The organism is Rhodococcus sp. T7, from assembly GCF_009872365.1.
Lineage (GTDB): Bacteria > Actinomycetota > Actinomycetes > Mycobacteriales > Mycobacteriaceae > Rhodococcus_F.
Genome location: NZ_WXYH01000221.1, coordinates 148741 through 169587 on the forward strand (window position 1 = coordinate 148741; position 20847 = coordinate 169587).

Annotated in this window: 20 protein-coding genes; 10 read left to right on the forward strand and 10 right to left on the reverse strand. The window is 67.9% G+C overall.

The annotated features are described in order from the left end of the window. Positions 1-10 precede the first annotated feature (10 nt). Entirely contained in the window at positions 11-805 is a 795-nt protein-coding gene (locus MLGJGCBP_RS20975; RefSeq protein WP_160097853.1) for an LLM class F420-dependent oxidoreductase, read from the reverse strand. Between the two features lie 93 nt (positions 806-898). Here MLGJGCBP_RS20975 and MLGJGCBP_RS20980 point away from each other — a divergent pair, with 93 nt between their 5' ends. Further along, positions 899-1378: a nitroreductase family deazaflavin-dependent oxidoreductase gene (locus MLGJGCBP_RS20980; protein WP_160097891.1), complete on the forward strand. Its 480-nt coding sequence runs from the start codon at positions 899-901 to the stop codon at positions 1376-1378. 6 nt (positions 1379-1384) lie between these two features. Here MLGJGCBP_RS20980 and MLGJGCBP_RS20985 read toward each other — a convergent pair whose 3' ends face one another. Further along, positions 1385-1909, reverse strand: coding sequence for a TIGR04338 family metallohydrolase (locus MLGJGCBP_RS20985; RefSeq protein WP_160097854.1), 525 nt, complete (start codon positions 1907-1909; stop codon positions 1385-1387). After that, positions 1906-2724 (reverse strand): DUF2786 domain-containing protein, encoded by an 819-nt coding sequence (locus tag MLGJGCBP_RS20990; protein WP_160097855.1) that lies wholly within the window; start codon positions 2722-2724, stop codon positions 1906-1908. The genes MLGJGCBP_RS20985 and MLGJGCBP_RS20990 overlap by 4 nt, the downstream gene beginning before the upstream one ends. Positions 2725-2999: 275 nt before the next feature. Between MLGJGCBP_RS20990 and MLGJGCBP_RS20995 the strand changes: the two genes are divergently transcribed. The 6 genes from MLGJGCBP_RS20995 to MLGJGCBP_RS21020 all read left to right on the forward strand — a co-directional run bounded on the left by MLGJGCBP_RS20995 (position 3000) and on the right by MLGJGCBP_RS21020 (position 10011). Further along, a complete protein-coding gene (locus MLGJGCBP_RS20995; RefSeq protein WP_087555586.1) occupies positions 3000-4073 on the forward strand; it encodes an ABC transporter ATP-binding protein in 1074 nt (357 codons plus the stop codon). 148 nt (positions 4074-4221) lie between these two features. Further along, a complete protein-coding gene (locus MLGJGCBP_RS21000) occupies positions 4222-5496 on the forward strand; it encodes an ABC transporter substrate-binding protein (RefSeq protein ID WP_087555587.1) in 1275 nt (424 codons plus the stop codon). 15 nt (positions 5497-5511) lie between these two features. After that, positions 5512-6561, forward strand: coding sequence for a carbohydrate ABC transporter permease (locus MLGJGCBP_RS21005; protein ID WP_160097856.1), 1050 nt, complete (start codon positions 5512-5514; stop codon positions 6559-6561). Then, the gene (locus MLGJGCBP_RS21010) at positions 6558-7451 is read left to right on the forward strand and encodes a carbohydrate ABC transporter permease (protein ID WP_087555589.1); all 894 of its coding nucleotides are present in this window, start codon (positions 6558-6560) and stop codon (positions 7449-7451) included. Before MLGJGCBP_RS21005 ends, MLGJGCBP_RS21010 begins: the two co-directional genes overlap by 4 nt. Positions 7452-7464: 13 nt before the next feature. Then, positions 7465-7656: a hypothetical protein gene (locus MLGJGCBP_RS21015; RefSeq protein WP_087555590.1), complete on the forward strand. Its 192-nt coding sequence runs from the start codon at positions 7465-7467 to the stop codon at positions 7654-7656. A gap of 132 nt (positions 7657-7788) precedes the next feature. Continuing rightward, entirely contained in the window at positions 7789-10011 is a 2223-nt protein-coding gene (locus tag MLGJGCBP_RS21020; protein WP_160097857.1) for a transglycosylase domain-containing protein, read from the forward strand. On the opposite strand, the gene MLGJGCBP_RS21025 is transcribed toward MLGJGCBP_RS21020, so the two are convergent. From MLGJGCBP_RS21025 to MLGJGCBP_RS21050, 6 genes are all read right to left on the reverse strand, one after another. Then, positions 10008-11258, reverse strand: coding sequence for a T3SS (YopN, CesT) and YbjN peptide-binding chaperone 1 (locus tag MLGJGCBP_RS21025; RefSeq protein ID WP_160097858.1), 1251 nt, complete (start codon positions 11256-11258; stop codon positions 10008-10010). The genes MLGJGCBP_RS21020 and MLGJGCBP_RS21025 overlap by 4 nt on opposite strands. Positions 11259-11414: 156 nt before the next feature. Further along, on the reverse strand, positions 11415-12500 hold the full coding sequence (locus MLGJGCBP_RS21030) for an inositol-3-phosphate synthase (protein WP_087555593.1): 1086 nt from the start codon (positions 12498-12500) through the stop codon (positions 11415-11417). Next, a complete protein-coding gene (locus MLGJGCBP_RS21035) occupies positions 12493-13050 on the reverse strand; it encodes a PadR family transcriptional regulator (protein WP_012690437.1) in 558 nt (185 codons plus the stop codon). The genes MLGJGCBP_RS21030 and MLGJGCBP_RS21035 overlap by 8 nt, the downstream gene beginning before the upstream one ends. A gap of 179 nt (positions 13051-13229) precedes the next feature. Continuing rightward, positions 13230-14021, reverse strand: a complete 792-nt coding sequence (locus MLGJGCBP_RS21040; protein ID WP_160097859.1) for a DUF1707 SHOCT-like domain-containing protein — start codon at positions 14019-14021, stop codon at positions 13230-13232. Between the two features lie 7 nt (positions 14022-14028). After that, positions 14029-14853: a DUF1707 SHOCT-like domain-containing protein gene (locus tag MLGJGCBP_RS21045; RefSeq protein WP_160097860.1), complete on the reverse strand. Its 825-nt coding sequence runs from the start codon at positions 14851-14853 to the stop codon at positions 14029-14031. A 24-nt stretch (positions 14854-14877) separates the two neighbouring features. Continuing rightward, a complete protein-coding gene (locus MLGJGCBP_RS21050) occupies positions 14878-15732 on the reverse strand; it encodes a DUF1707 SHOCT-like domain-containing protein (RefSeq protein WP_160097861.1) in 855 nt (284 codons plus the stop codon). 88 nt (positions 15733-15820) lie between these two features. Here MLGJGCBP_RS21050 and MLGJGCBP_RS21055 point away from each other — a divergent pair, with 88 nt between their 5' ends. The 3 genes from MLGJGCBP_RS21055 to MLGJGCBP_RS21065 all read left to right on the forward strand — a co-directional run bounded on the left by MLGJGCBP_RS21055 (position 15821) and on the right by MLGJGCBP_RS21065 (position 20534). Next, complete coding sequence (locus tag MLGJGCBP_RS21055; RefSeq protein WP_072947293.1) at positions 15821-16252, forward strand: DUF5318 domain-containing protein; 432 nt, start codon at positions 15821-15823, stop codon at positions 16250-16252. A 375-nt stretch (positions 16253-16627) separates the two neighbouring features. Continuing rightward, on the forward strand, positions 16628-18898 hold the full coding sequence (locus tag MLGJGCBP_RS21060) for a transglycosylase domain-containing protein (RefSeq protein ID WP_328799579.1): 2271 nt from the start codon (positions 16628-16630) through the stop codon (positions 18896-18898). 22 nt (positions 18899-18920) lie between these two features. Then, the gene (locus MLGJGCBP_RS21065; protein WP_160097862.1) at positions 18921-20534 is read left to right on the forward strand and encodes a glycosyltransferase family 87 protein; all 1614 of its coding nucleotides are present in this window, start codon (positions 18921-18923) and stop codon (positions 20532-20534) included. On the opposite strand, the gene MLGJGCBP_RS21070 is transcribed toward MLGJGCBP_RS21065, so the two are convergent. Next, the gene (locus MLGJGCBP_RS21070) at positions 20531-20818 is read right to left on the reverse strand and encodes a CD225/dispanin family protein (RefSeq protein WP_160097863.1); all 288 of its coding nucleotides are present in this window, start codon (positions 20816-20818) and stop codon (positions 20531-20533) included. The two genes, MLGJGCBP_RS21065 and MLGJGCBP_RS21070, sit on opposite strands and share 4 nt — an antisense overlap. Positions 20819-20847 lie beyond the last annotated feature (29 nt).

Genomic DNA, 20847 nt, shown 5'->3' on the forward strand with positions numbered 1-20847 from the left:
CGCGAAGCGCCTAGGCCAGGCCCGACAGCGGCGGCGGGGTGTTCTCGTCGCGCCAGGCGATGGCCTCCTTCAGCGTGCCGAGGTCGTAGTCGGGACCACCCACGCCCACGGTGAAGAGGGTGACGCCGGCGTCGACCCGGGCCGCCGCGTCGTCGACGCCCGGCCACGACGTCGAGTGCTGGATGCTGTCGGGGCTGCGCCCGGCGCTGCGGGCGTGCTCGGCGAGGATCCCCGACTTACGTCGGTAGGTGTCCACGTCGCTGAAGCTGTGCCAGATGTCGCCGTATTTGCCGACCAGCGGCAACGTCTTCTTCTCGCCGCCGCCACCGATGAGGATCGGAATGTGCCGGGTGGGTGCGGGTTCCAGCTTCTCGAAGCGGGCGGTGATCCGCGGGAGGTACTCGCCGAGCAGATTGATGCGCGACCCGGCGGTGCCGAATTCGTAGCCGTACTCGTCGTAGTCGCGCTCGAACCAGCCGGCGCCGATGCCCAGGATCAGACGTCCGCCGCTGATGTGATCGACGGTGCGGGCCATGTCGGCGAGGAGATCCGGGTTGCGGTAGCCGGCGCATGTGACGAGCGCGCCGATCTCCACCCGTTCCGTCTGTTCGGCGAACGCCCCGAGCATCGTCCAGCATTCGAAGTGCGCGCCGTCGGGGTCACCGGACAGCGGGTAGAAGTGATCCCAGTTGAAGACGATGTCGACGCCGGCGTCCTCGGCCCGCAGCACCGCGTCGCGGATCATCCCGTAGTCGGGCGCGTGTTGCGGCTGAAGTTGGACGCCGATGCGAACTGGACGAGTCATTCTGGCTCCTCGGAGTAGACGGTGGGCCTTCTCGATCCATACTGCTCGCGCGACGGCCGGGCGCACAACGAACTGCCGTGGAAGACTGGGCGTGTGAAGGTCACCCAGCGGCCTGACCCGCCAACCGGCTTCCGGCGGGCATTCTTCCGCGCGCCGATCTATCTCTACCGTTGCCACCTCGGGTTCCTGCTCGGCGGCCGATTTCTGCTCCTCGAACACGTGGGGCGCAAGTCCGGCGCCCGCAGGCAGGTCGTGCTCGAGGTGGTCAACCACGACGCCGTCGGCGACGGGTACGTGCTGGCCGCCGGGTTCGGTCCCAAGTCCGATTGGTACCGGAACCTGCGGGCGCAGCCGAACGCGACGGTCCAGGTGGGCCGTCGGCGACTGTCCGTGACAGCCGAATTCCTCGATGCCGAGACCGGCGCGGACTTCATGGCGCACTACGCGGCAGAGCATCCGAAACTCGGGATGCGGATCGCCCGGGGCATGGGCTTCGACGTCGACGGCAGCGCGTCCGACTTCCGGGCCGCGGGCCGCGAGATCCGGTTCGTCAGGCTGCGCCCCCGCGACTGACGGTCCTCAGTTCAGCCGCACCCCGCCGGCGAGGAGCATGGTCCGCAGGACGAACGCCGCCTCGGGGCCGATGATCTCCCCGACCAGGGTGAGGTAGCGGTCCACGTACTCCGGGCCGTGCGGTGCGACCGTCGGGAATTCGGGATCGGACGGGTCGAGGTGGTGGGCGATCTCGTGCAGCACCACCAATTCGCGAAACGCCCAGGCGTTGCCATTCCGGTGCTCGGGTACCGCGATTGTCGCGCAATCGCTTTCGTAGTGCGCGGCTTTGTTGCCGGACCTCGCCCGGACGTGGATCGGGGTGGCCGCCCGCGTCCACGTGGACCGCACCCAGTTCAGGGCGAGGACGCGGTCGACGTAGTCCTGCACCGAATCGATGGACGCGAACTTGCGTTCCACCGGCAGCGTCACCTGCGAACCCAGGACGTCGACGACCCGCAGGCCGCGTTCGTCGGCGCGGTCGAACATGGTGCGCACCAACGCCTCCGCGTCGTACACGGCGGTGCGCTGGGTGTCGCGGGGTCGCTTCACGACGGGATCTGTCTGCGCGCGACCGACAGTTCGGGGGAGTTGCTCAACCGGGCGGTCCGGGCGGCGCGATCCCCCGCCCGCTGCGCACTCGACGAATGTCCGGCGGACGCCCGGCCACCCCGCCACGTGCCCCGGGCCTGCGAGTTCTCCGAGTAGTAGTCTTTCAGCTCGAGCTGCTTGTCGCGCAGGACCAGCGCCGTCTCCGCCGACGATTCCGGCACCGACACCGCCTGCTCCTCGGCCTCCTTCTTGGCGTCGGCGAGGCGCTGCCCGATCCGCGCGGCGTAGGCGAGCTGGAAGTTCAACCGGGCGGTAACGCCGGCGACGGGGCGTCGCACCCGGGTCGAGACCCGGCGGCGTCCACGCGTCTCGACCTGTGTCCGGACCGTCGTCTCGCCGCGGTACTCCCCGGACTTGATGTAGGCGTCCGACGCCCGGACCATCTGGATCAGCAGGCTCGCATACAGGGCCTCGCAGACGTCGATATCGCCGGCGAACCCGTACGCGTAGATGACGGCCGACGTCTGGGCGATGTCGCACTGCACGTCGTTGGCGGCGGCGATCACCAGGAACAGCTGCGCGTACGTCCGCAGACCCTTCTTGCCCGGTTCACCGATCGTGATCAGCCGTTGCGTGGGCGTCGCCTGCTTTTCCCGGCCTGCCGCGTGCGCGCGCGCCACCGCGAGGTCGATCGAGGAGGCGGTGGCGAGCCGCTGGGCCGCCGCCATGAAGGCCTCGCCCTCGTGCGGGTTGTCGGTGGATTCCGCCTGCCGGAGGAGCCCACCGATGCGGGTCAGCATCTTGTCGGAACTCACCAGGGCAGGCTATCGCCCGTGCGCCTTTCTGGTCGTTCCCGCTACCAAAAAGGCGCACGGGCGCGAAGCGCTCTGCGTTCACACGGTATTCACGACCCCGTTTCATTGGGGCGTTCATCCCCAGCTGTGGAGAAACCTGTACATGAATCCGACCAACATGATTCGGACCGAGGGGAATTCGTACCGGACTACCCACAGGTGAGTGAGAAAGTGTGTCAACAGGTACATTTTCACGCACCTGAGCGCGGCGCCGGGTAGAAGGGACTTCGACGTTCATGGCCACAGTGACCTATGACGGTGCCACCTGCCTGTTCCCCGGCTCGGACAAGCCGGCCGTCGACACGCTCGACCTGAAGATCGAGGACGGCGAGTTCCTGGTCCTCGTCGGCCCGTCCGGTTGCGGCAAGTCGACGTCGCTGCGGATGCTGGCGGGACTCGAGGACGTCCACAGCGGGCGGATCCTCATCGGTGACCGCGACGTCACCACGCAGGAACCCAAGGAACGCGACATCGCGATGGTGTTCCAGAACTATGCGCTGTACCCGCACATGTCGGTGGCCGAGAACATGGGTTTCGCGCTCAAGCTCGCCGGCGCCGCGAAGGACGACATCCGCACGCGCGTCGAGGAGACCGCGAAACTCCTCGACCTCGAGCCGTACCTGGACCGCAAGCCGAAGGCGCTGTCCGGCGGTCAGCGGCAGCGCGTGGCGATGGGACGCGCCATCGTCCGGCAGCCGCAGGTGTTCCTGATGGACGAGCCGCTGTCCAACCTCGACGCCAAGCTCCGGGTGCAGACGCGCACCCAGATCGCGCAGCTGCAGCGGCGCCTCGAGACGACGATGGTGTACGTGACGCACGACCAGGTCGAGGCCATGACCATGGGCGATCGGGTGGCCGTGCTGAAGGACGGGGTGTTGCAGCAGTGCGCGTCGCCGCGCGACCTCTACAACCGGCCCGCGAACGTGTTCGTCGCCGGTTTCATGGGTTCGCCTTCGATGAATCTCTTCACGCTGCCGATCACCCCCGACGGGGTGCTGCTCGGCGACGCGACCATCCCGCTGCCCCGGCAGCTGCGGTCCGACACCGACGAGCGCCAGGTGGTCGTCGGGATCCGCCCGGAGCATCTGGAACTGTCGACCACCGGCATCCCGATGGAGGTGGCGGTGGTGGAGGAACTCGGATCCGACGCCTACATCTACGGCCGCAGCACCGTCAACGGTGAGACGCAGCAGTTGGTGGCCCGCGCCGACTGGCGGAACCCGCCCCGCAAGGGTGACCTGGTGAAACTGCACGTCGACCCGTCGCAGGTGCACCTGTTCTCGGCGTCCGAGGGCTACCGGCTCAGCTGATCGCGGCGCCTCCTGACCGATTCAGGACGGGGGTAATGCAGGCTTTCGACGGTGTTCCATGCCACAGTATGTCTCGACACCGCGCCGGTGCCGCGAGTTCTGTCGTGCCGGTAACGGGTTCATCCACATCTACCTACGGGGAGACTCCATGGTTCAGATTTCGAGAGCGGTCCGGCGCGCCGCGGTGTTTGCCACCGCCGCCTCGCTGGTCACGCTCACCGCTTGCTCGAGCGACAGCGGCAGCGATTCCACGTCGGAGAACCTCGACGGCCGCGGACCCATCACGTACGTCGAGGGCAAGGACACCACCGAGACCGGTGTCGTCCGCCAGATCATCGACGCGTGGAACGCTGAGCACCCGGACGAGCAGGTGACGTTCAAGGAGCAGTCGAACGACGCCGATCAGGCGCACGACGACCTGGTCCAGCACCTGCAGGCCAAGCAGTCCGACTACGACGTCGTCGCACTCGACGTCCCCTGGACCGCGGAGTTCGCGGCCAAGGGCTGGCTGCAGCCGCTGACCGGCGAGTTCGCGGTGGACAACACCGGAATCCTCCCCGCCACGGTCGACAGCGCCACCTACAACGGCACCCAGTACGCGGCGCCGAAGAACACCAACGGCGGCCTGCTGTACTACCGCAGCGACCTGCTGCCCGCCGCACCGAAGACGTGGGCCGAGCTGTCCGCGGCGTGTGAGGTCGCGAAGACCAACAACATCGACTGTTACGCCGGTCAGTTCGCACCGTACGAGGGCCTGACGGTGAACACCGCCGAGGTCATCAACGCGTACGGCGGCTCGTTCGTCGGCGAAGACGGCAAGACCCCCACCGTCGACAGCCCCGAGGCCCGCGCCGGCCTGCAGGTTCTGGTCGACAACTTCAAGAACGGTGACATCCCGGCCCAGGACACCACGTTCAAGGAGCCCGAGAGCCAGAAGGCGTTCGAGGACGGCAAGTCGCTGTTCCTGCGCAACTGGCCGTACGTGTACGGCACCGCCGACAAGGATTCGTCCGCGGTGAAGGGCAAGTTCGCGGTCGCCCCGCTGCCCGGCAAGGACGGTATCGGCGCCTCGACGCTCGGCGGCTACAACGCGGCCATCAGCGCGTACTCCGAGAACAAGGCGACGGCCCGCGACTTCCTCACGTTCCTGCAGGGTGAGCAGGCGCAGCGGATCATCGCCATGGGCTCGCTGCCGCCGGTCCGCGCCGCACTGTACGACGACCCGGAGATCATCGCGGCCTTCCCGTTCATGCCGACGCTGAAGGTGTCGATCGAGAACGCCGTCCCCCGTCCCGTCACGCCGTTCTACCCGGCGGTGTCGAAGGCCGTGCAGGACAACGCCTACGCTGCCATCAAGGGTGAGAAGTCGGTGGATCAGGCGATCACGGACATGCAGTCCGGTATCCAGTCCGCAGGCTCGTAGAGCACAGGAGTGAACATGGCCGTTCCGACTGGGACCTCCAGTGGAGCGCCGGCCCGTCCCGCGGCCGGGGGTTCCGACCCCGGCCGCGGTTCGCGTGAGAAGAGCGAGAACACGCGAAGCTCCGGGCTGAGCGGTCGTCGCGCGTGGATGTTGGTCGTACCGACCCTGGTCGTGCTGGCCGTCGTCATCGGCTACCCGGTGGTCCGGGCAGTGGTGATGTCGTTCCAGAAGGACGCGGGACTCGATCCGACGACCGGCATGTTCGTCGAGGGCGGCTGGGCCGGATTCACCAACTACACGCACTGGATTCTGCAGCAGTGCACGTCCCCGAGCGGAGTGTCGGTGGCGTGCCCGCCCGGCACGCTCGGCTCCCAGTTCTGGTCGGCCGTCGGGAACACCGCGTTCTTCACGGTCGTCACGGTGACTCTCGAGGTCGCGATCGGCCTGTGGATGGCGATCATCATGGGCAAGACGTTCAAGGGCCGCGCCCTGCTGCGCGCTGCGGTCCTGATCCCGTGGGCCATCCCGACCGCGGTCACCGCCAAGCTCTGGTACTTCATCTTCGCCTACGACGGCATCGCCAACCGCCTCCTCGGCACCGAGATCCTGTGGACGTCGGACGCCTGGCCGGCCCGGTTCGCGGTGATCATCTCGGACGTCTGGAAGACCACCCCGTTCATGGCCCTGCTGATCCTCGCCGGCCTGCAGATGATCCCGCAGGACGTGTACGAGGCGGCGCGCGTCGACGGTGCCACCGCCTGGCAGCGGTTCCGGCAGATCACGCTCCCGCTGGTGAAGCCGGCGCTGATGGTCGCGATCCTGTTCCGCACCATGGACGCCCTCCGCATGTACGACCTGCCCGCCATCCTGACGGGTGGCAACCCGGCCACCACGACGGTGTCGATCCTCGTCGTCGACCAGGTGCGGCAAGGGTTCAACAGCGCGTCCGCACTCTCGACCATCACGTTCCTCCTGATCTTCGCGGTGGCATTCGTGCTCGTGAAGTTCCTCGGCGCCAACGCCGTCGAAACGCAGGAAGCCCAGCGAAAGGGGCCGAAGCCGTGACCCACCGCGCCCCGGAGCTCGAACTCCCGAGCAAACCCCCCGCCCGCAACCGTCCGACGCGGCTCGCGTTCAAGAACTCCCGCATCTACATCGGCGTCGCGATCATCCTGGTCTGGGGGCTCGCGCCGTTCTACTGGATGATGGTGACGGCGTTCCGCGACCCGGACTACACGTTCGACACCACCCCGTGGCCCACACACGTTACGCTCGAGAACTTCCAGAACGCACTGTCGACGAGCAGCGGCAACAACTTCACCCGCGCCGTCGTCAACAGCATGATCATCGGCGGAATCACCACCGTCATCGCCCTCGCCGTCGGCATCTTCACCGCCTACGCGCTGGCCCGCATCGAGTTCCGGTTCAAATACGTGGTGGTCGGCATCGTGCTCGGGGCGTCGATGTTCCCCGTCGTCGCTCTGGTCACCCCGCTGTTCCAGCTGTTCACGAACATCGGCTGGATCGGCACGTACCAGGCGATGATCATCCCGAACATCTCGTTCGTCCTGCCGCTCACCATCTACACGCTGACGTCGTTCTTCAAGGAACTTCCCTGGGAACTCGAGGAGGCGGCCCGCATCGACGGTGCCAGCCGCGGTCAGGCGTTCCGGCTGGTGATGTTGCCGCTCGCGGCGCCGGCCCTGTTCACCACGGCCATCCTCGCGTTCATCGCGACCGTCAACGAGTACCTGCTGGCCAGCCAGCTCTCCAGTGACGCCACCGAACCCGTCACCGTCGCGATCGCCCGGTTCTCCGGCAACGACCCGCATGTCGTGCCGTATGCGGCGATCATGGCGGCGGGCACGATCGTCACCATTCCGCTGGTGATCATGGTGCTGCTGTTCCAGCGTCGCATCGTGTCGGGCCTGACGGCCGGCGGCGTGAAGAGCTGACGAGGTATCGGTAGTGCATCCGGTGGCGAAGCGGCAGCGGCTCGAGGTTCTGATCGGGATTCTCGGGTTCTTCACGGTGATGGCGTTCGTCGCCGCGGTCGTCGAGGTGTTCCGCGACGACCCCGGCGTCACCCCCGCGCTGGTGCTGGCCGGGTGTCTGGTGCTGTCGGGGCTGGCGATCACCGCGCGGAACCGGGTGCACTGAAACAGTCCGGTCGGTACGGATAGTTGCTGAGCGGTAGCGCGCCGCGCGCCACGCCCCCGGTCGTTCACATAACATACGTACGGGTGGGTGCGACGATCCTCCGTGACCGGATAACTGACCGGGAGTGTGTAAGTGAGTTCTGGCAACGACGCGACGGACAATCGTGCCTCCGATCCGGGAGACACACCGCCCGCAGACGACGGTTCGGCCGAGGCGACCACCCCACCACCGGACGGGAAGAAGAAGCGCACCCGGTGGCGCGCGGTCCGCCGGGTGAGCCTGGTCGTGATTGCGTTGCTGCTGGTCATCCCGCTCGTCGTCTTCCTGGTCAGTTACATCCGCGCCGAGGTCCCGCGACCGTCGGACATGAAGACCAACCAGGTGGCGACCGTCTTCGCCGCCGACGGCACGACCGAGCTGACCAAGGTGATCCCGCCGGAAGGCAACCGCACGGAGATCGCGCTCGACGCCATCCCGCAGCACGTCCGCGACGCCGTCCTGTCGGCGGAGGACCGCAACTTCTACTCCAACCCCGGGTTCTCGGTCACCGGTTTCATGCGCGCCGCCCGCGACAATGTTCTCGGCAAGGAAAGCGCGGGCGGTGGGTCGACGATCACGCAGCAGTACGTCAAGAACGTGTTGGTCGGCGCGGATCGCAACGTGTACCGGAAGATGCGGGAACTCGTGATCTCCACCAAGATGGCCCGCGAGTGGTCCAAGGACGAGATTCTCGCCGCCTACCTGAACACCATCTACTTCGGTCGCGGCGCGTACGGCATCGAGGCGGCGTCGCGCGCGTACTTCGACAAGCCGGTCGGCGATCTCACCGTGGCCGAGGGAGCGGTGCTCGCCTCCGTGATCCAGAGCCCGTCCTACCTCGACCCCGAAGCGAACCTCGATCAGTTGCAGGCGCGCTGGAACTACGTCCTCGACGGCATGGTCTCGATGGGTGTGCTGAGCCAGCAGGATCGCAGTGCCGCGGAGTTCCCGGTCACGGCGCCGTCCAATCGGCCCACCGACGCCAACTCCGCGCCCGGCCCCGACGGCCTGATCCGCAACCAGGTGCTGCACGAGTTGTCGGATGCGGGGATCTCCGAGCAGACCCTCAACACCGAGGGCCTGCAGATCACCACCACGATCGATCCGAAGGCGCAGCAGTCCGCGATCGACGCCGTCCACGACAACCTCGAAGGTGAGGATCCGGCGCTGCGGACCGCGGTCGTGTCCATCGACCCGCGCACCGGCGGGGTGCGCGCGTACTACGGCGGCGAGGACGGCGCCGGCTTCGACTACGCGCAGGCGCCGCTGCAGACGGGGTCGTCGTTCAAGGTCTTCGGCCTGGCCGCCGCACTCGATCAGGGCATACCGCTCTCGGCCCGGTTCAGCAGCGCCCCGCTGACCGTCGGCAGTGTGCAGATCGGCAACGTCGAGGGCGAGTCCTGCGGCACGTGCACCATCGCGGAGGCGACGAAGCGGTCGCTGAACACGAGTTTCTACCGGTTGATGATGTCGTTGGACAACGGCCCGCAGGCCATCGCCGACGCCGCCCACAAGGCGGGGATCCCGGAGTTCATCCCCGGAGTGCAGGGCAAGACGCTCAGCGAGAACGGCGGCGAACCGGAGGGCGGCATCGTCCTCGGCCAGTACCTGTCGCGGCCGATCGACATGGCGTCGGCGTATGCGACGCTCGCCGCGTCCGGGGTCTATCACCAGCCGTACTTCGTGCAGCGCGTCGTGACCGCCGACGGTGTCGTGCTCCTCGACCGGGCACCCAGCCCCGGCGAACAGCGACTCGACCCGGCCGTCGCCGACAACATCAGCCAGGCACTGATGCCGATCGCCTCCTACTCGCGGGGTCACGCGCTGGCGGGGGGACGCCCGTCCGCGGCGAAGACCGGCACCGCGCAACTCGGTGACACCGGTGAGAACAAGGACGCCTGGATGGTCGGCTACACACCGTCGCTGTCGACGGCGGTGTGGATCGGCAAGGCCGACGCCACCGCCATCAACAACACCTGGGGCGGGTTGATCTACGGTTCGGGTCTGCCGTCCGACATCTGGAAAGACACGATGGACGGCGCGCTCGAGGACACCGACTGGGAAGACTTCCCGTGGCCCGACCCGATCGGCGGTCAGGCCGGCGTGCCGACGTGGAGCGGTCAAACCGGCGGCGACGGAACAGCTCCCGGCACCAGCGGGGTCGTCCCGCCGCCCGGCGCGCCAACCCCCGCACCCGTCGAGGTTCCGCCCCCGGCGGCCGTCCCGGTGCCGCCCGTCCCGCCGGTACCCGCACCGGTCCCGGCGCCCACCCAGATCGAAATCCTGCCGGGCGTCATCATCCCGCTGCCGGGTTAGCCGAGGTTCTGGAACCCGCCGCGCGGCGGAGTCCGGTGCGGCAGCACCACAACTCGCAGCGCGGCGCGCAGGCTTTCCTTCGTCTTGGCCCACGCCCGCGACTCGTCCTCGCACATGGCTGCCTCTTCGGCGTCCTCCTCGCGGGCGAGTTCGGCATTGTGGCGCCACTCGATCTCCTGCTCGGAGCAGAGGCGGAGGAATTCAAGGATGGTGTCGCGGTCGCGTCCGCAGATTTCCGCGACGTCGTCGGGGTCGAGGCCGCTCTCGGAGTCGAGGTGGATCAGGGTCACGAGGGCGGCGGGGAACTCGTCCGCGCATTCGTGCTCGGCGGACGAGGACGTGGCCTCGGGCGTGGAATTGAGTTTGCCGCCGAGCTTTTCGGCGAACGCGTCGTCGATGGTGTCCACGAAATGCTCGAACATCCGGAACACCGACACCAGATGATCGGCCACGAACGGTGACCCGTCGATGCGCATGACGGCGACCACGTTGTCGACGATGAGCAGGAACTTGATGTCGGGCCACTGGCGGTTGAGGTCGGCGAGAGCTTCCGCCGTGCGCGTGCGATCACTGATCGTGTGGACCACGCGGGCGAACACCTCGACGCGGGCGTCTTCCTCGATCGCCCGCACATACGTGGGGAGGTCGCCGACCCACACGAGGATGTCGCCGTCCGCGTCCTTGCCCGGTTCCTGCTCGAGCATGGCCTCGACCGCGGCGTCGACACGGTCGCGCAACCCGGTGCCGTCGCGCAGCTGGGCGGGGACGTCGGCGGTACCGAACTCGGCGGTCTCGTCCCGGCCGCCGGTGATCGCCTTCAGGAACGAGGGGTGCAGAAGGTCCCAGATCTCCCGGAACACGGTGACCGTCATCGACGCCAGCAGGTGGGCGTCCTCCCGGTCGGCGTCGAGGTAGTACGACGCGGAACCGTTGCCCTCGTCGACGTGCTCGCACAGGTCGGGGCGGTTCCAGCCGAGTTCGATCAGCCGCTCGTGCTCCTCCGCGGTGAGCGCCCGCGCCGGGTGCAGGAAGCGGTTGGACGGCACCTCGCACCGCACCTTGTCGCCGGCCCAGGCGAAGAACCGCACACACGCGGCGGTCTCGACGAGGCCCTCGTCGACGCTGTCGTACTGCGACTGCAGCACCAGTTCGTCGTCGTCCTCCATCGCGTGCACGTAGCCGGTCAGACGGTCCTGGAGCTCGGTCCAGGCGTCGTCGATCTCGCGATCGAAAGTGTTGTCGGACATCACGCCTCCCTCGATGAATCCTGGGTGTCACCGTAGAGGGAGGGTCTGACAAGAAGTCGAACACAAAGGCGAATGCACCTTTCGTCGCCATGAAGACGACGAAAGGTGCATTCGCCGGGAGCTGAGCGACCTATGCGCTCGGTAAAGCTGCGTGGATTACTCCGCGCCGATGATGAACGCCTCGAGCTCGATGCGAGCCTTGTCGTCCGCCATCTGGACCGGCGGGGACTTCATCAGGTACGCGGACGCCGGGTAGACGGGTCCGCCGATGCCGCGGTCCTTGGCGATCTTGGCTGCGCGGACGGCGTCGATGATGATGCCTGCCGAGTTCGGGGAGTCCCAGACCTCGAGCTTGTACTCCAGGTTCAGCGGAACGTCACCGAACGCGCGACCCTCGAGGCGGACGTACGCCCACTTGCGGTCGTCGAGCCAGCCGACGTGGTCCGACGGGCCGATGTGCACGTTGCCCGGACCGAGGTCGCGGGTCAGGTTCGACGTCACGGCCTGCGTCTTGGAGATCTTCTTCGACTCCAGGCGGTCACGCTCGAGCATGTTCTTGAAGTCCATGTTGCCGCCGACGTTCAGCTGCATGGTGCGGTCGAGCTGCACGCCGCGGTCTTCGAAGAGCTTCGCCATCACGCGGTGGGTGATGGTGGCGCCGACCTGCGACTTGATGTCGTCGCCGACGATCGGGACGCCGGCGTCCTTGAACTTCGCGGCCCACTCGGGATCGGAGGCGATGAACACGGGCAGGGCGTTGACGAACGCGACATTCGCGTCGATGGCGCACTGGGCGTAGAACTTGTCGGCGTCCTCGGAACCCACGGGCAGGTACGAGACCAGCACGTCGACCTTGGCGTCCTTCAGAGCCTTGACGACGTCGACGGGCTCGGCCTCGGAGATCTCGATGGTCTCGGCGTAGTACTTGCCGATGCCGTCGAGGGTGGGGCCGCGCAGCACCGGAACGTCGGCCGGCGGGACGTCGGCAATCTTGATGGTGTTGTTCTCGCTGGCGAAGATGGCCTCGGACAGGTCGAATCCGACCTTCTTGGCGTCGACGTCGAACGCGGCGACGAACTGCACGTCGCGCACGTGGTACTTGCCGAACTTGACGTGCATGAGGCCGGGAACGGTCGCCGTCTCGTCGGCGTCCTTGTAGTACTGCACGCCCTGAACCAAGGACGAGGCACAGTTCCCCACGCCCACAATGGCTACGCGCACCGCGGTGCTGTTCTCACCCATGGTCGGGTTCTCCTTCTTTCTTAGGTGTTGCTGTCGATTGCTCGGCGGCGATCAGCTCGTTGAGCCAGCGCACTTCACGCTCACTGGATTCGAGGCCGAGCTGGTGGAGCTGCTTGGTGTAGCGATCCAGCGTGCCGCTTGCTCTGCCGATCGCGTCTCGAAGCCCCTCCCGGCGCTCCTCGACCTGGCGTCGTCTGCCTTCGAGAATCCGCATCCGCGCCTCGGCGGGGGTGCGGCTGAAGAAGGCGAGATGAACGCCGAATCCATCGTCGGTGTAGTTCTGCGGACCCGTGTCGGCGACCAGTTCCTTGAACCGCTCCTTGCCGATCGGCGTGAGCTGGTAGACGCGGCGGGCGCGACGTTTGACGGTCCCCGGAGGACCTGCGTCTTCGGCGATCAATCCGTCTGCCTGCATGCGTCGGAGCGTCGGGTAGAGGGAACCGTAGGAGAAGGCGCGGAATGCACCCAGGAGTCCCGTCAACCGCTTGCGTAGCTCGTATCCGTGCATGGGTGACTCGTGGAGCAGCCCGAGAATTGCCAATTCGAGCATGTCCACCCCCTGAGTCGCCCGACCTAACCGTGTGATGCGATTCAAAACTATATCGCACCGATATATAGGACGATACGCCCGCTCGATACATGGGACAAGCCGTCACAGGCTATTGACCCTGGTCCGGGCGCGCGGAATCGCCGACGATGCGTCAGTGGGCGGGACAGCCACCCGGACGCTCAGTCCTCGAACGGGTAGATGTCGAACGGCTCGCCGTCGAATCCGACGACCATGTGCCCGCTGTCGCCGTCGGCGTTCTTCACGTGGATGGAGATGGTCGGCGGTCCGTCGTCGGAGCCGGGTTCGTAGCCGAAGGACACGATCTCCACCGCACCGTCGGGGACATGCAGCGTTTCGGGTGCCCCGGCGAGCAGTCCGGCGATCGCGACCTGGTCGACGGTGCCGAGGTCGAAGGACCTCTCGTCGGCGGCGCGGCTGGAGGAACTGCCCCAGTCGTCGAACTCGCCGTCGTAGAGGTAGGAATCGGACTGCCTCGCGTTTCCGGAGGCCGGCCGGTCGACGACGGCGTGTTCCGGGTAGAGGCCGAGGTCGTCGGCGACGGTGTCGCCGTACTCGGCGCGGTACTCGTCGAGGAAGAAGTGCAGGCCGGCGCCGGTGGTCAGGTTCGGCACCGACTTCGACGGGCCGAGATCGCTGTTCGCGACGGCCCCGGCGATGCCGCCGACGGCGGCCGCGGCGACGACGAGGATCGCGGCGTACACCCACCGCCGGGGCGATCGTCGGCGGCGCGGCGACACGACGGGACTGGCCGCGAGCCTGCTGGGGATCTGGAGGTCCCCGATCAGGCGTTCGAGTTCGTCGAACGTCTTCGCCCGCATCGCAGTGGAGGTGCGCGAGGCGTGTTCCGAGGCGGACAGTTGACCGTCGGCGAGGGCGGCGTCGAGCAACCCGCACGCATCGGCGCAGTCGGAGTCGCGGGCGCGGACACCGGCGAGTGTGGTCCTGGGCATCTGCGTCCTATCGGCCGAAGGGACGGACGCTCAGGGGTTCGCCGGACGGGGCGAGTTCCATGTATCCGCTCTCACTGAACTCGTTGGTCACGTAGATCGACACGGTGGGGCCGCCGCTGTCGGTCTGGAACGAGATGTGACTGACTTTTCCGTCGGGGACGTTCAGGCTCACCGGGGCACCCGCGACCGTCCCGCCGATCCTGTCGAGGTTCAGCGTCGTCAGGTCGAACACGGGGGTGTCGACCTTCCGGGTTGTCGGGGTGCCGGACGCCGTGAAGCCGCCGCGGTAGCCGTAGCTCACCATCCGGTTCGGTTCGAGTGGGAGCGCGCGTTCGAGGCTGGCGTGGCCGCCCTCGTAGAGGGTGAGGTCGTCGACGATCAGGTCGCCGAACTTGGCGCGGTACCGGTCGAGGAACACCTTCATGCCCTCGGGGGACACGGGGTTCGGGGTCGCGACGACCAGTGGTTCGACGGCATCGAAATCGATCTGCTGCGCGACGGGCGTCACGGTGGCCTCCGCGTCTTCGCCGGCGGCGAGGGTGAAGGCGCCGACCGCCGCCACGACCGCGACCGCGGCGACGGCGAGCGGGAACCAGGGCTTGGCGGTGTCGCGCGGGGGCCGTGCGTCCGGTGGTGCGTCGGCGGGCCGTTGCAGGTCACCGACCAGAACGTCCAGGTCGGCGAGGGTGCGGGCCTCCGAGGCTAGGTCGGACATCGCACGGTGCTCGGACTTGTTGATCTGGCCGTCGCCGAACGCGGCATCGAGCAGTGCGGACGTGTTGGCTCGATCGACGTCTCGCGCCCGCGTGTTCGCGGGGTATCGGCTGGCCACCCGAGGATCTTAGAGCCCGGACAGCTAGTTCGCGGGATTCACCTGCCACACGTCTCCGCCGAGGGTCGCCCGCAGATAACCCCCACCGGTCTGGGCCTTGTCGTAGACGTACACGTTGATCGCGGGTCCCTTGCCGCCGTCGGCGAGGAGGACGTGCCCGATGCTGCCGTCCGGGACGCCGACCAGCCGGGGTGCGTCGGCGATGAGCGCGACGAGTTTGGGGACGTCGACCTGGGCGAGGTCGACCTCGCCGGTTCCGGGGAGGCGTTGCGTGCGAGTGTCCGACGTCTTGAATCCGCCGCGGAAGTCGTACCGGTCGACCTTGTCGGGGGCGTCCGGCGCCGTCCGCGACAGGATCGCGTACTGGTCGTACAACCCCAGTTCGTGGACGGTGAGGTCGCCGAACTTCTGCCGGTACTGCTCGAAGAGGGCGTAGATCCCGTCCTGGGTGAGGGGCTGCGCCGCGCCGACGATGATCGGCTCGACCGCGGGTACCGCGACCTCCGGCTGGGCGAGGGGCTTTTCGACCTGCGCCGGGACGGGTGTGACGACGGGGTCGGGGCCGTCCTGCTCGGTGAGCGCGAGACCGATCGCGCCGACCGCGATCACCGCCCCGCACGCGACCGCGATCCGCAGCGCCAGGCGGGGTGATCCCGGGGTCCGGACGGGTGCCTGATCCGTGACCGCCGACGGCAGTTGCAGGTCGCTGATCAGCAGGTTCAGCTCGGCCAGGGTCTTCGCGGACATGGCCTGCGCGGACCGGTCGTGGTACTCGCCGGCGCCGAGCTGGCCGTCGGCGTACGCGGCGTCGAGTTGGCTGCATGCGTTGACCCGGTCGAGGTCACGTGCGCGAGTCTGCGAGGACGGTCCTGAGGCCACATCGGCATCGTAGTGCGGCAACCGGGTTTGACCAGCGTCACTCGACCGACCCCTTCTCTCCGAACGCGACGCACGTACTCTGGTCTCCGTGCGGATACAGCGGCAGGTGGTGGACTATGCGCTTCAGCGCCGGTCTCTCCTGGCCGAGGTCTACTCGGGCAGGACGGGTGTCAAGGAGGTCTGTGACGCCAGCCCCTACCTGCTTCGTGCCGCAAAGTTCCACGGCAAGGGCAGTGACGTGGTGTGCCCGATCTGCCGTAAGGAGCAGTTGACTCTGGTTTCCTGGGTCTTCGGCGACAAGTTGGGCCCGGTGTCGGGTTCGGCTCGTACGGCCGAGGAGTTGGTGCGTCTCGCGTCCACTCAGGAGGAGTTCTCGGTTCACGTGGTCGAGGTGTGCAGGACATGCAGCTGGAACCATTTGGTTCAGTCCTATGTTCTCGGTACCGTTCCCGCACCGAAACGGCCCAGGCGGTCGTCGCCACGGCCTCGGCCCCCGAGCCGTCGCACCGCGAGCGAGTAGACACGCCCGAACACGGACGCGGGCCGAAGAATGCCCACAGACGTAACGCAGGACTGAAGCCGGTCCACAACCACTGGAGATTTGTACGTGAGTTCCCCCCGCAGCAACGCCCCGGGTGATCGACCGAACGGACCGAGACGACCGAGTGGCCCCCCGCCACAGGGGCGCCCCGGAGGTCCACCACCCCGCGGCGGACAGCCTGCGGGTGGTCCCCCGCCGCGTCGTATGCCGCCTCCGCCCCCGCAGGGTGGTGGCCGTCCCCCCGGCCCGCCGCCGCGTCGTCCCGGTCCGCCGCCGCAGGGTGGTGGCCGGCCGCCCGGTCCCCCGCCGCGCCGTCCCGGTCCCCCGCCCGGACGTCCCGCGGGTGCGCCCCCGGTGGTGCGCAACCAGTCGGGCCCCGGTGGGCGCCCACCGGGACCGCCGCCGTCGAACGGCCGCAAGACCGGTGGCGGCCGCGGTGGCGAACCGCCGAAGGGTGGAAAGAAGACGGCTGTGAAGAAGTCGCGGTGGAAGATCGTGCGCCGGACGGCGTACGCGTGTGTCGCGCTGGGTCTGATCATCCCGATCCTGCTGTTCATGGCGGCCTACGTCGTCCAGGACGTTCCGCGTCCCGGCGACCTCAAGACCAACCAGGTGGCCACGATCTACGCGTCCGACGGCACGTCGGTGCTCAGCAAGGTGGTGCCGCCGGAGGGCAACCGCACCGAGGTGACGCTCGACCAGATCCCGAAGCACACCCGTGACGCGGTGCTCGCTGCCGAGGACCGGGACTTCTACTCGAACCCCGGCTTCTCGATCGGTGGTTTCGCGCGTGCCGCCCGCGACAACGTCCTGGGCAAGGACAGCGCCGGTGGTGGCTCGACCATCACACAGCAGTACGTGAAGAAGACGATGGTCGGTTCCGAGCGTTCGCTGACGCGAAAGATGAAGGAACTCGTCATCTCGTCGAAGATGGCGCGTGAGTGGTCCAAGGACGACATCCTCGCCGCGTACCTGAACACCATCTACTTCGGGCGTGGTGCGTACGGCATCGCGGCCGCGTCGAAGGCGTACTTCAACAAGCCCGTCGACCAGTTGACGGTCGAGGAGAGCGCGGTGCTGGCGTCGTCGATCCAGCTGCCGTCGCTGCTCGACCCGGAGACCAACCCGGAGGGTGCGCAGGCGCGCTGGAACTACGTGCTCGACGGCATGGTGTCGGCCGGAACGCTGCAGCAGTCGGCCCGGTCGGTGATGCAGTACCCGCCGTACGTGCCGATCGCTCAGGTCGACAACGGCAACCAGGATTCCGGACCGGAGGGCCTGATCAAGAACCAGGTTCTGCGGGAGCTGGGTGAGGCCGGGATCAGCGAGCAGCTGCTCAACACCGAGGGCCTCGAGATCACCACCACGATCGACCCGGTCGCTCAGGCGGCGGCTGTGGATTCGGTCCGCTCGAACATGGAGGGTGAGCCGGAGAACCTGCGCACCGGTGTCGTGTCGGTCGACCCGAAGACCGGCGCGGTGCGGGCGTACTACGGCGGCGAGGACGGTGGCGGCTACGACTTCGCGAACGCCGGCCTGCAGACCGGTTCCTCGTTCAAGGTGTTCGGTCTCGCCGCGGCCCTCGACCAGGGCATCCCGCTGTCGCAGATGTACGACAGCTCGGAGCTGACCGTCAACGGCATCACCATCAGCAACGTCGAGGGCGAGGGCTGCGGCACCTGCACCATCGCCGAGGCGCTGAAGCGGTCGCTGAACACCAGCTTCTACCGTCAGGAACTCGAACTCGACGGCGGACCGCAGGCAATCGCCGACATGGCCCACAAGGCGGGCATCCCCAAGGAGATCCCCGGCGTCGGACCTTCGCTGACCGAGCCCGACGGCAGTGGTCCCAACAACGGCATCGTGCTCGGCCAGTACCAGTCGCGGGTCCTCGACATGGCGTCGTCGTACGCCACGCTGGCCGCGTCGGGCACGTACCACGCCCCGCACTTCGTGCAGAAGGTCGTGAGTGCGGACGGGACGGTGCTGCTCGACCGCGGCGGCGACACCGGTGAGGACCGCATCGACAAGGACGTCGCCGACAACGTGACGTCGGCTATGGAGCCGATCGCCGGGTACTCGCGCAATCACAACCTGGCAGGCGGACGCCCGTCGGCGGCGAAGACCGGTACCGCGCAGCTCGGCGACACCGGCCAGAACAAGGACGCCTGGATGGTCGGGTACACCCCGTCGCTGTCCACGGCGGTGTGGGTCGGCACCACCGACGGTCAGGCGCTGAAGAACAGCGGCGGCGCCATGATCTACGGTTCCGGTCTGCCTTCCGACATCTGGAAGGACACGATGGACGGCGCCCTCGACGGCACCGACGTCGAGAAGTTCCCGAAGCCGGGTTCCATCGGTGGTCAGTCGGGTGTCCCGGCCTATTCGGCGCCCGCACCGACCAAGACGTCGGCGCCGCCGTCGAGCACGTTCCAGTTGCCGACGGAACTCGTGCCGCCGGTGGTCGTGACGCCGTCGCCGGTCGAGATCCTGCCCGGCATCACCATCCCGATTCCGGGTCTGGCACCGCGGCAGACCACCCCGGCCCCGGCCGTGCCGGCGGAACCGGAGACGACGACACCGCCGAACGCCGGTAACGGCCAGCAGCAGGTTCCGACCCGTTAACGGCGACCGGTAGCCTCGCGGAGTGGCCGACAACCGTGACGCGCACGCCGTCCGAGACGCGGGCGAGACGGAATTCGTCTCGCCCGCGCCGCTGGCGAAGGATCGGCGTTCCGCGGACTGGCGGGATCTTCCCGGGCGCACCGACCCGCTGACCGCCGATCTGTCCGGCATGATCGGCGGTCCGGTCGGACGGCACGCAGTCGTCGGGCGCAGCCGGTTCTTCACGCCGATGCGCGCCATCCTGTTGCTGGCGATCGTGTTTCTCGCGCTCGGCTGGTTCGCGAAGGCGCCGTGCATCCAGCAGGCTCCCGTCGGCGAGAACGGTGCGCTCGGACTCGACTGGAGCGGCAGCAGGCAGTACGTCGCGATGTGTTACTCGGACACGGTCCCCCTGTACGGGGCGGAACGGTTGAACGAAGGCGCGTTCCCCTACAAGAAGTGGTGGGAAGAGACCGCGGGTAACGGTCAGATCCAGCGCCGCTACATGGAATACCCGGTGATCTCCGGGCTCTACCAGTACGGCGCGATGACGATCGCGAAGTCGTGGGATGCGGTGCATTGGTTGCCCGGTGCCCTGCAGGTCGCGATCTATTTCAACGTCGTCGCGCTAGGTCTGGCACTGGCCTGGCTGGTCACCGTCTGGGCGAGTGCGCTGCTGGCCGGACGCCGGATCTGGGATGCCGCGCTGATCGCCGCGTCCCCGCTCGTGATCGTGCACGCGTTCACGAATTTCGATCCCCTCGCAACGGCTTTCGCCGCGGGCGGGCTGCTGGCGTGGTCGCGGAAACGGCCGGTACTGGCCGGGATCCTGCTCGGGCTCGGCGGCGCCGCCAAGCTGTATCCGCTGCTCCTGCTCGGACCCCTGCTGGTGCTGTGCCTGCGCACGGGCCGGGTGCGGGACTGGTCGGTGACGGCACTGACCGGGGTCGGTGCGTGGATCGCGGTGAATCTGCCGATCGCCGTGCTGTTCCCGCGCGGCTGGGCCGAGTTCTTCCGGCTCAATTCCGAACGCGGCGCCGACCCGGATTCCGTCTACAACGTCATCTCCTCATTCACGGGCTGGACCGGATTCGACGGAATCCTGGCGGCCGGTGAGGCGCCCACCGTGCTCAATGCGGTGTCGTTCCTGCTGTTCGCGCTCGTGTGTGTCGGGATCGGGTATGTCGCGCTGACGGCGCCGCGACGGCCGCGGCTCACCCAACTGTGCTTCCTGCTGGTCGCGGGTTTCCTCCTCACCAACAAGGTGTGGAGCCCGCAGTATTCGCTGTGGCTCGTGCCGCTGGCCGTGCTCGCGTTCCCGCACCGGCGGATCCTGCTGGCCTGGATGACGATCGACGCACTCGTGTGGGTGCCGCGCATGTTCTACTACCTCGGCGTGTCCAACAAGGGGCTCCCCGAGCAGTGGTTCACCGCCGCGGTGGTGGTCCGCGACGTCGCGGTCGTGGTCATCTGCGCGCTCATCCTCCGCCAGATCTACCGGCCCGGCGAGGACCTCGTGCGGTACGGCTTCATCGACGATCCGGCGGGCGGGGTGCTCGACCAGGCGCCCGATGCGCAACCGCGGTGGCTGCCGGCCTGGCTACGCCCGCGGCCACCGGTAGAAGCGGCTCCCGCTCACGGCGTTTCGCCGGGCTAGGGCTTCGACAGCACCAGCGCCGCCCCGACCGCGAACACGGCGATCGAGAGACCGAGGGCGATCGCGCGGATCGACCACTGGCGGGCGTCGGCGGCGGCGCGCACCGACAGGTCGTACTCGCCGCGCTCCCACAGTCGGTGGACGGTGCGCGCACGCAGCAGCGCGACGATGCCGAACGGCACGAACGCGATAATCGCAAGAATGGCGAGCGGCAGACTGCTGGCCGGCGGCGGTGCCAGCGGCCCGCGGTAGTCCGCCCCGGTGTCCTGCTGCTGCGACGTCATGCGTTGCCTCCCCGTGGTGGTGCCCACGA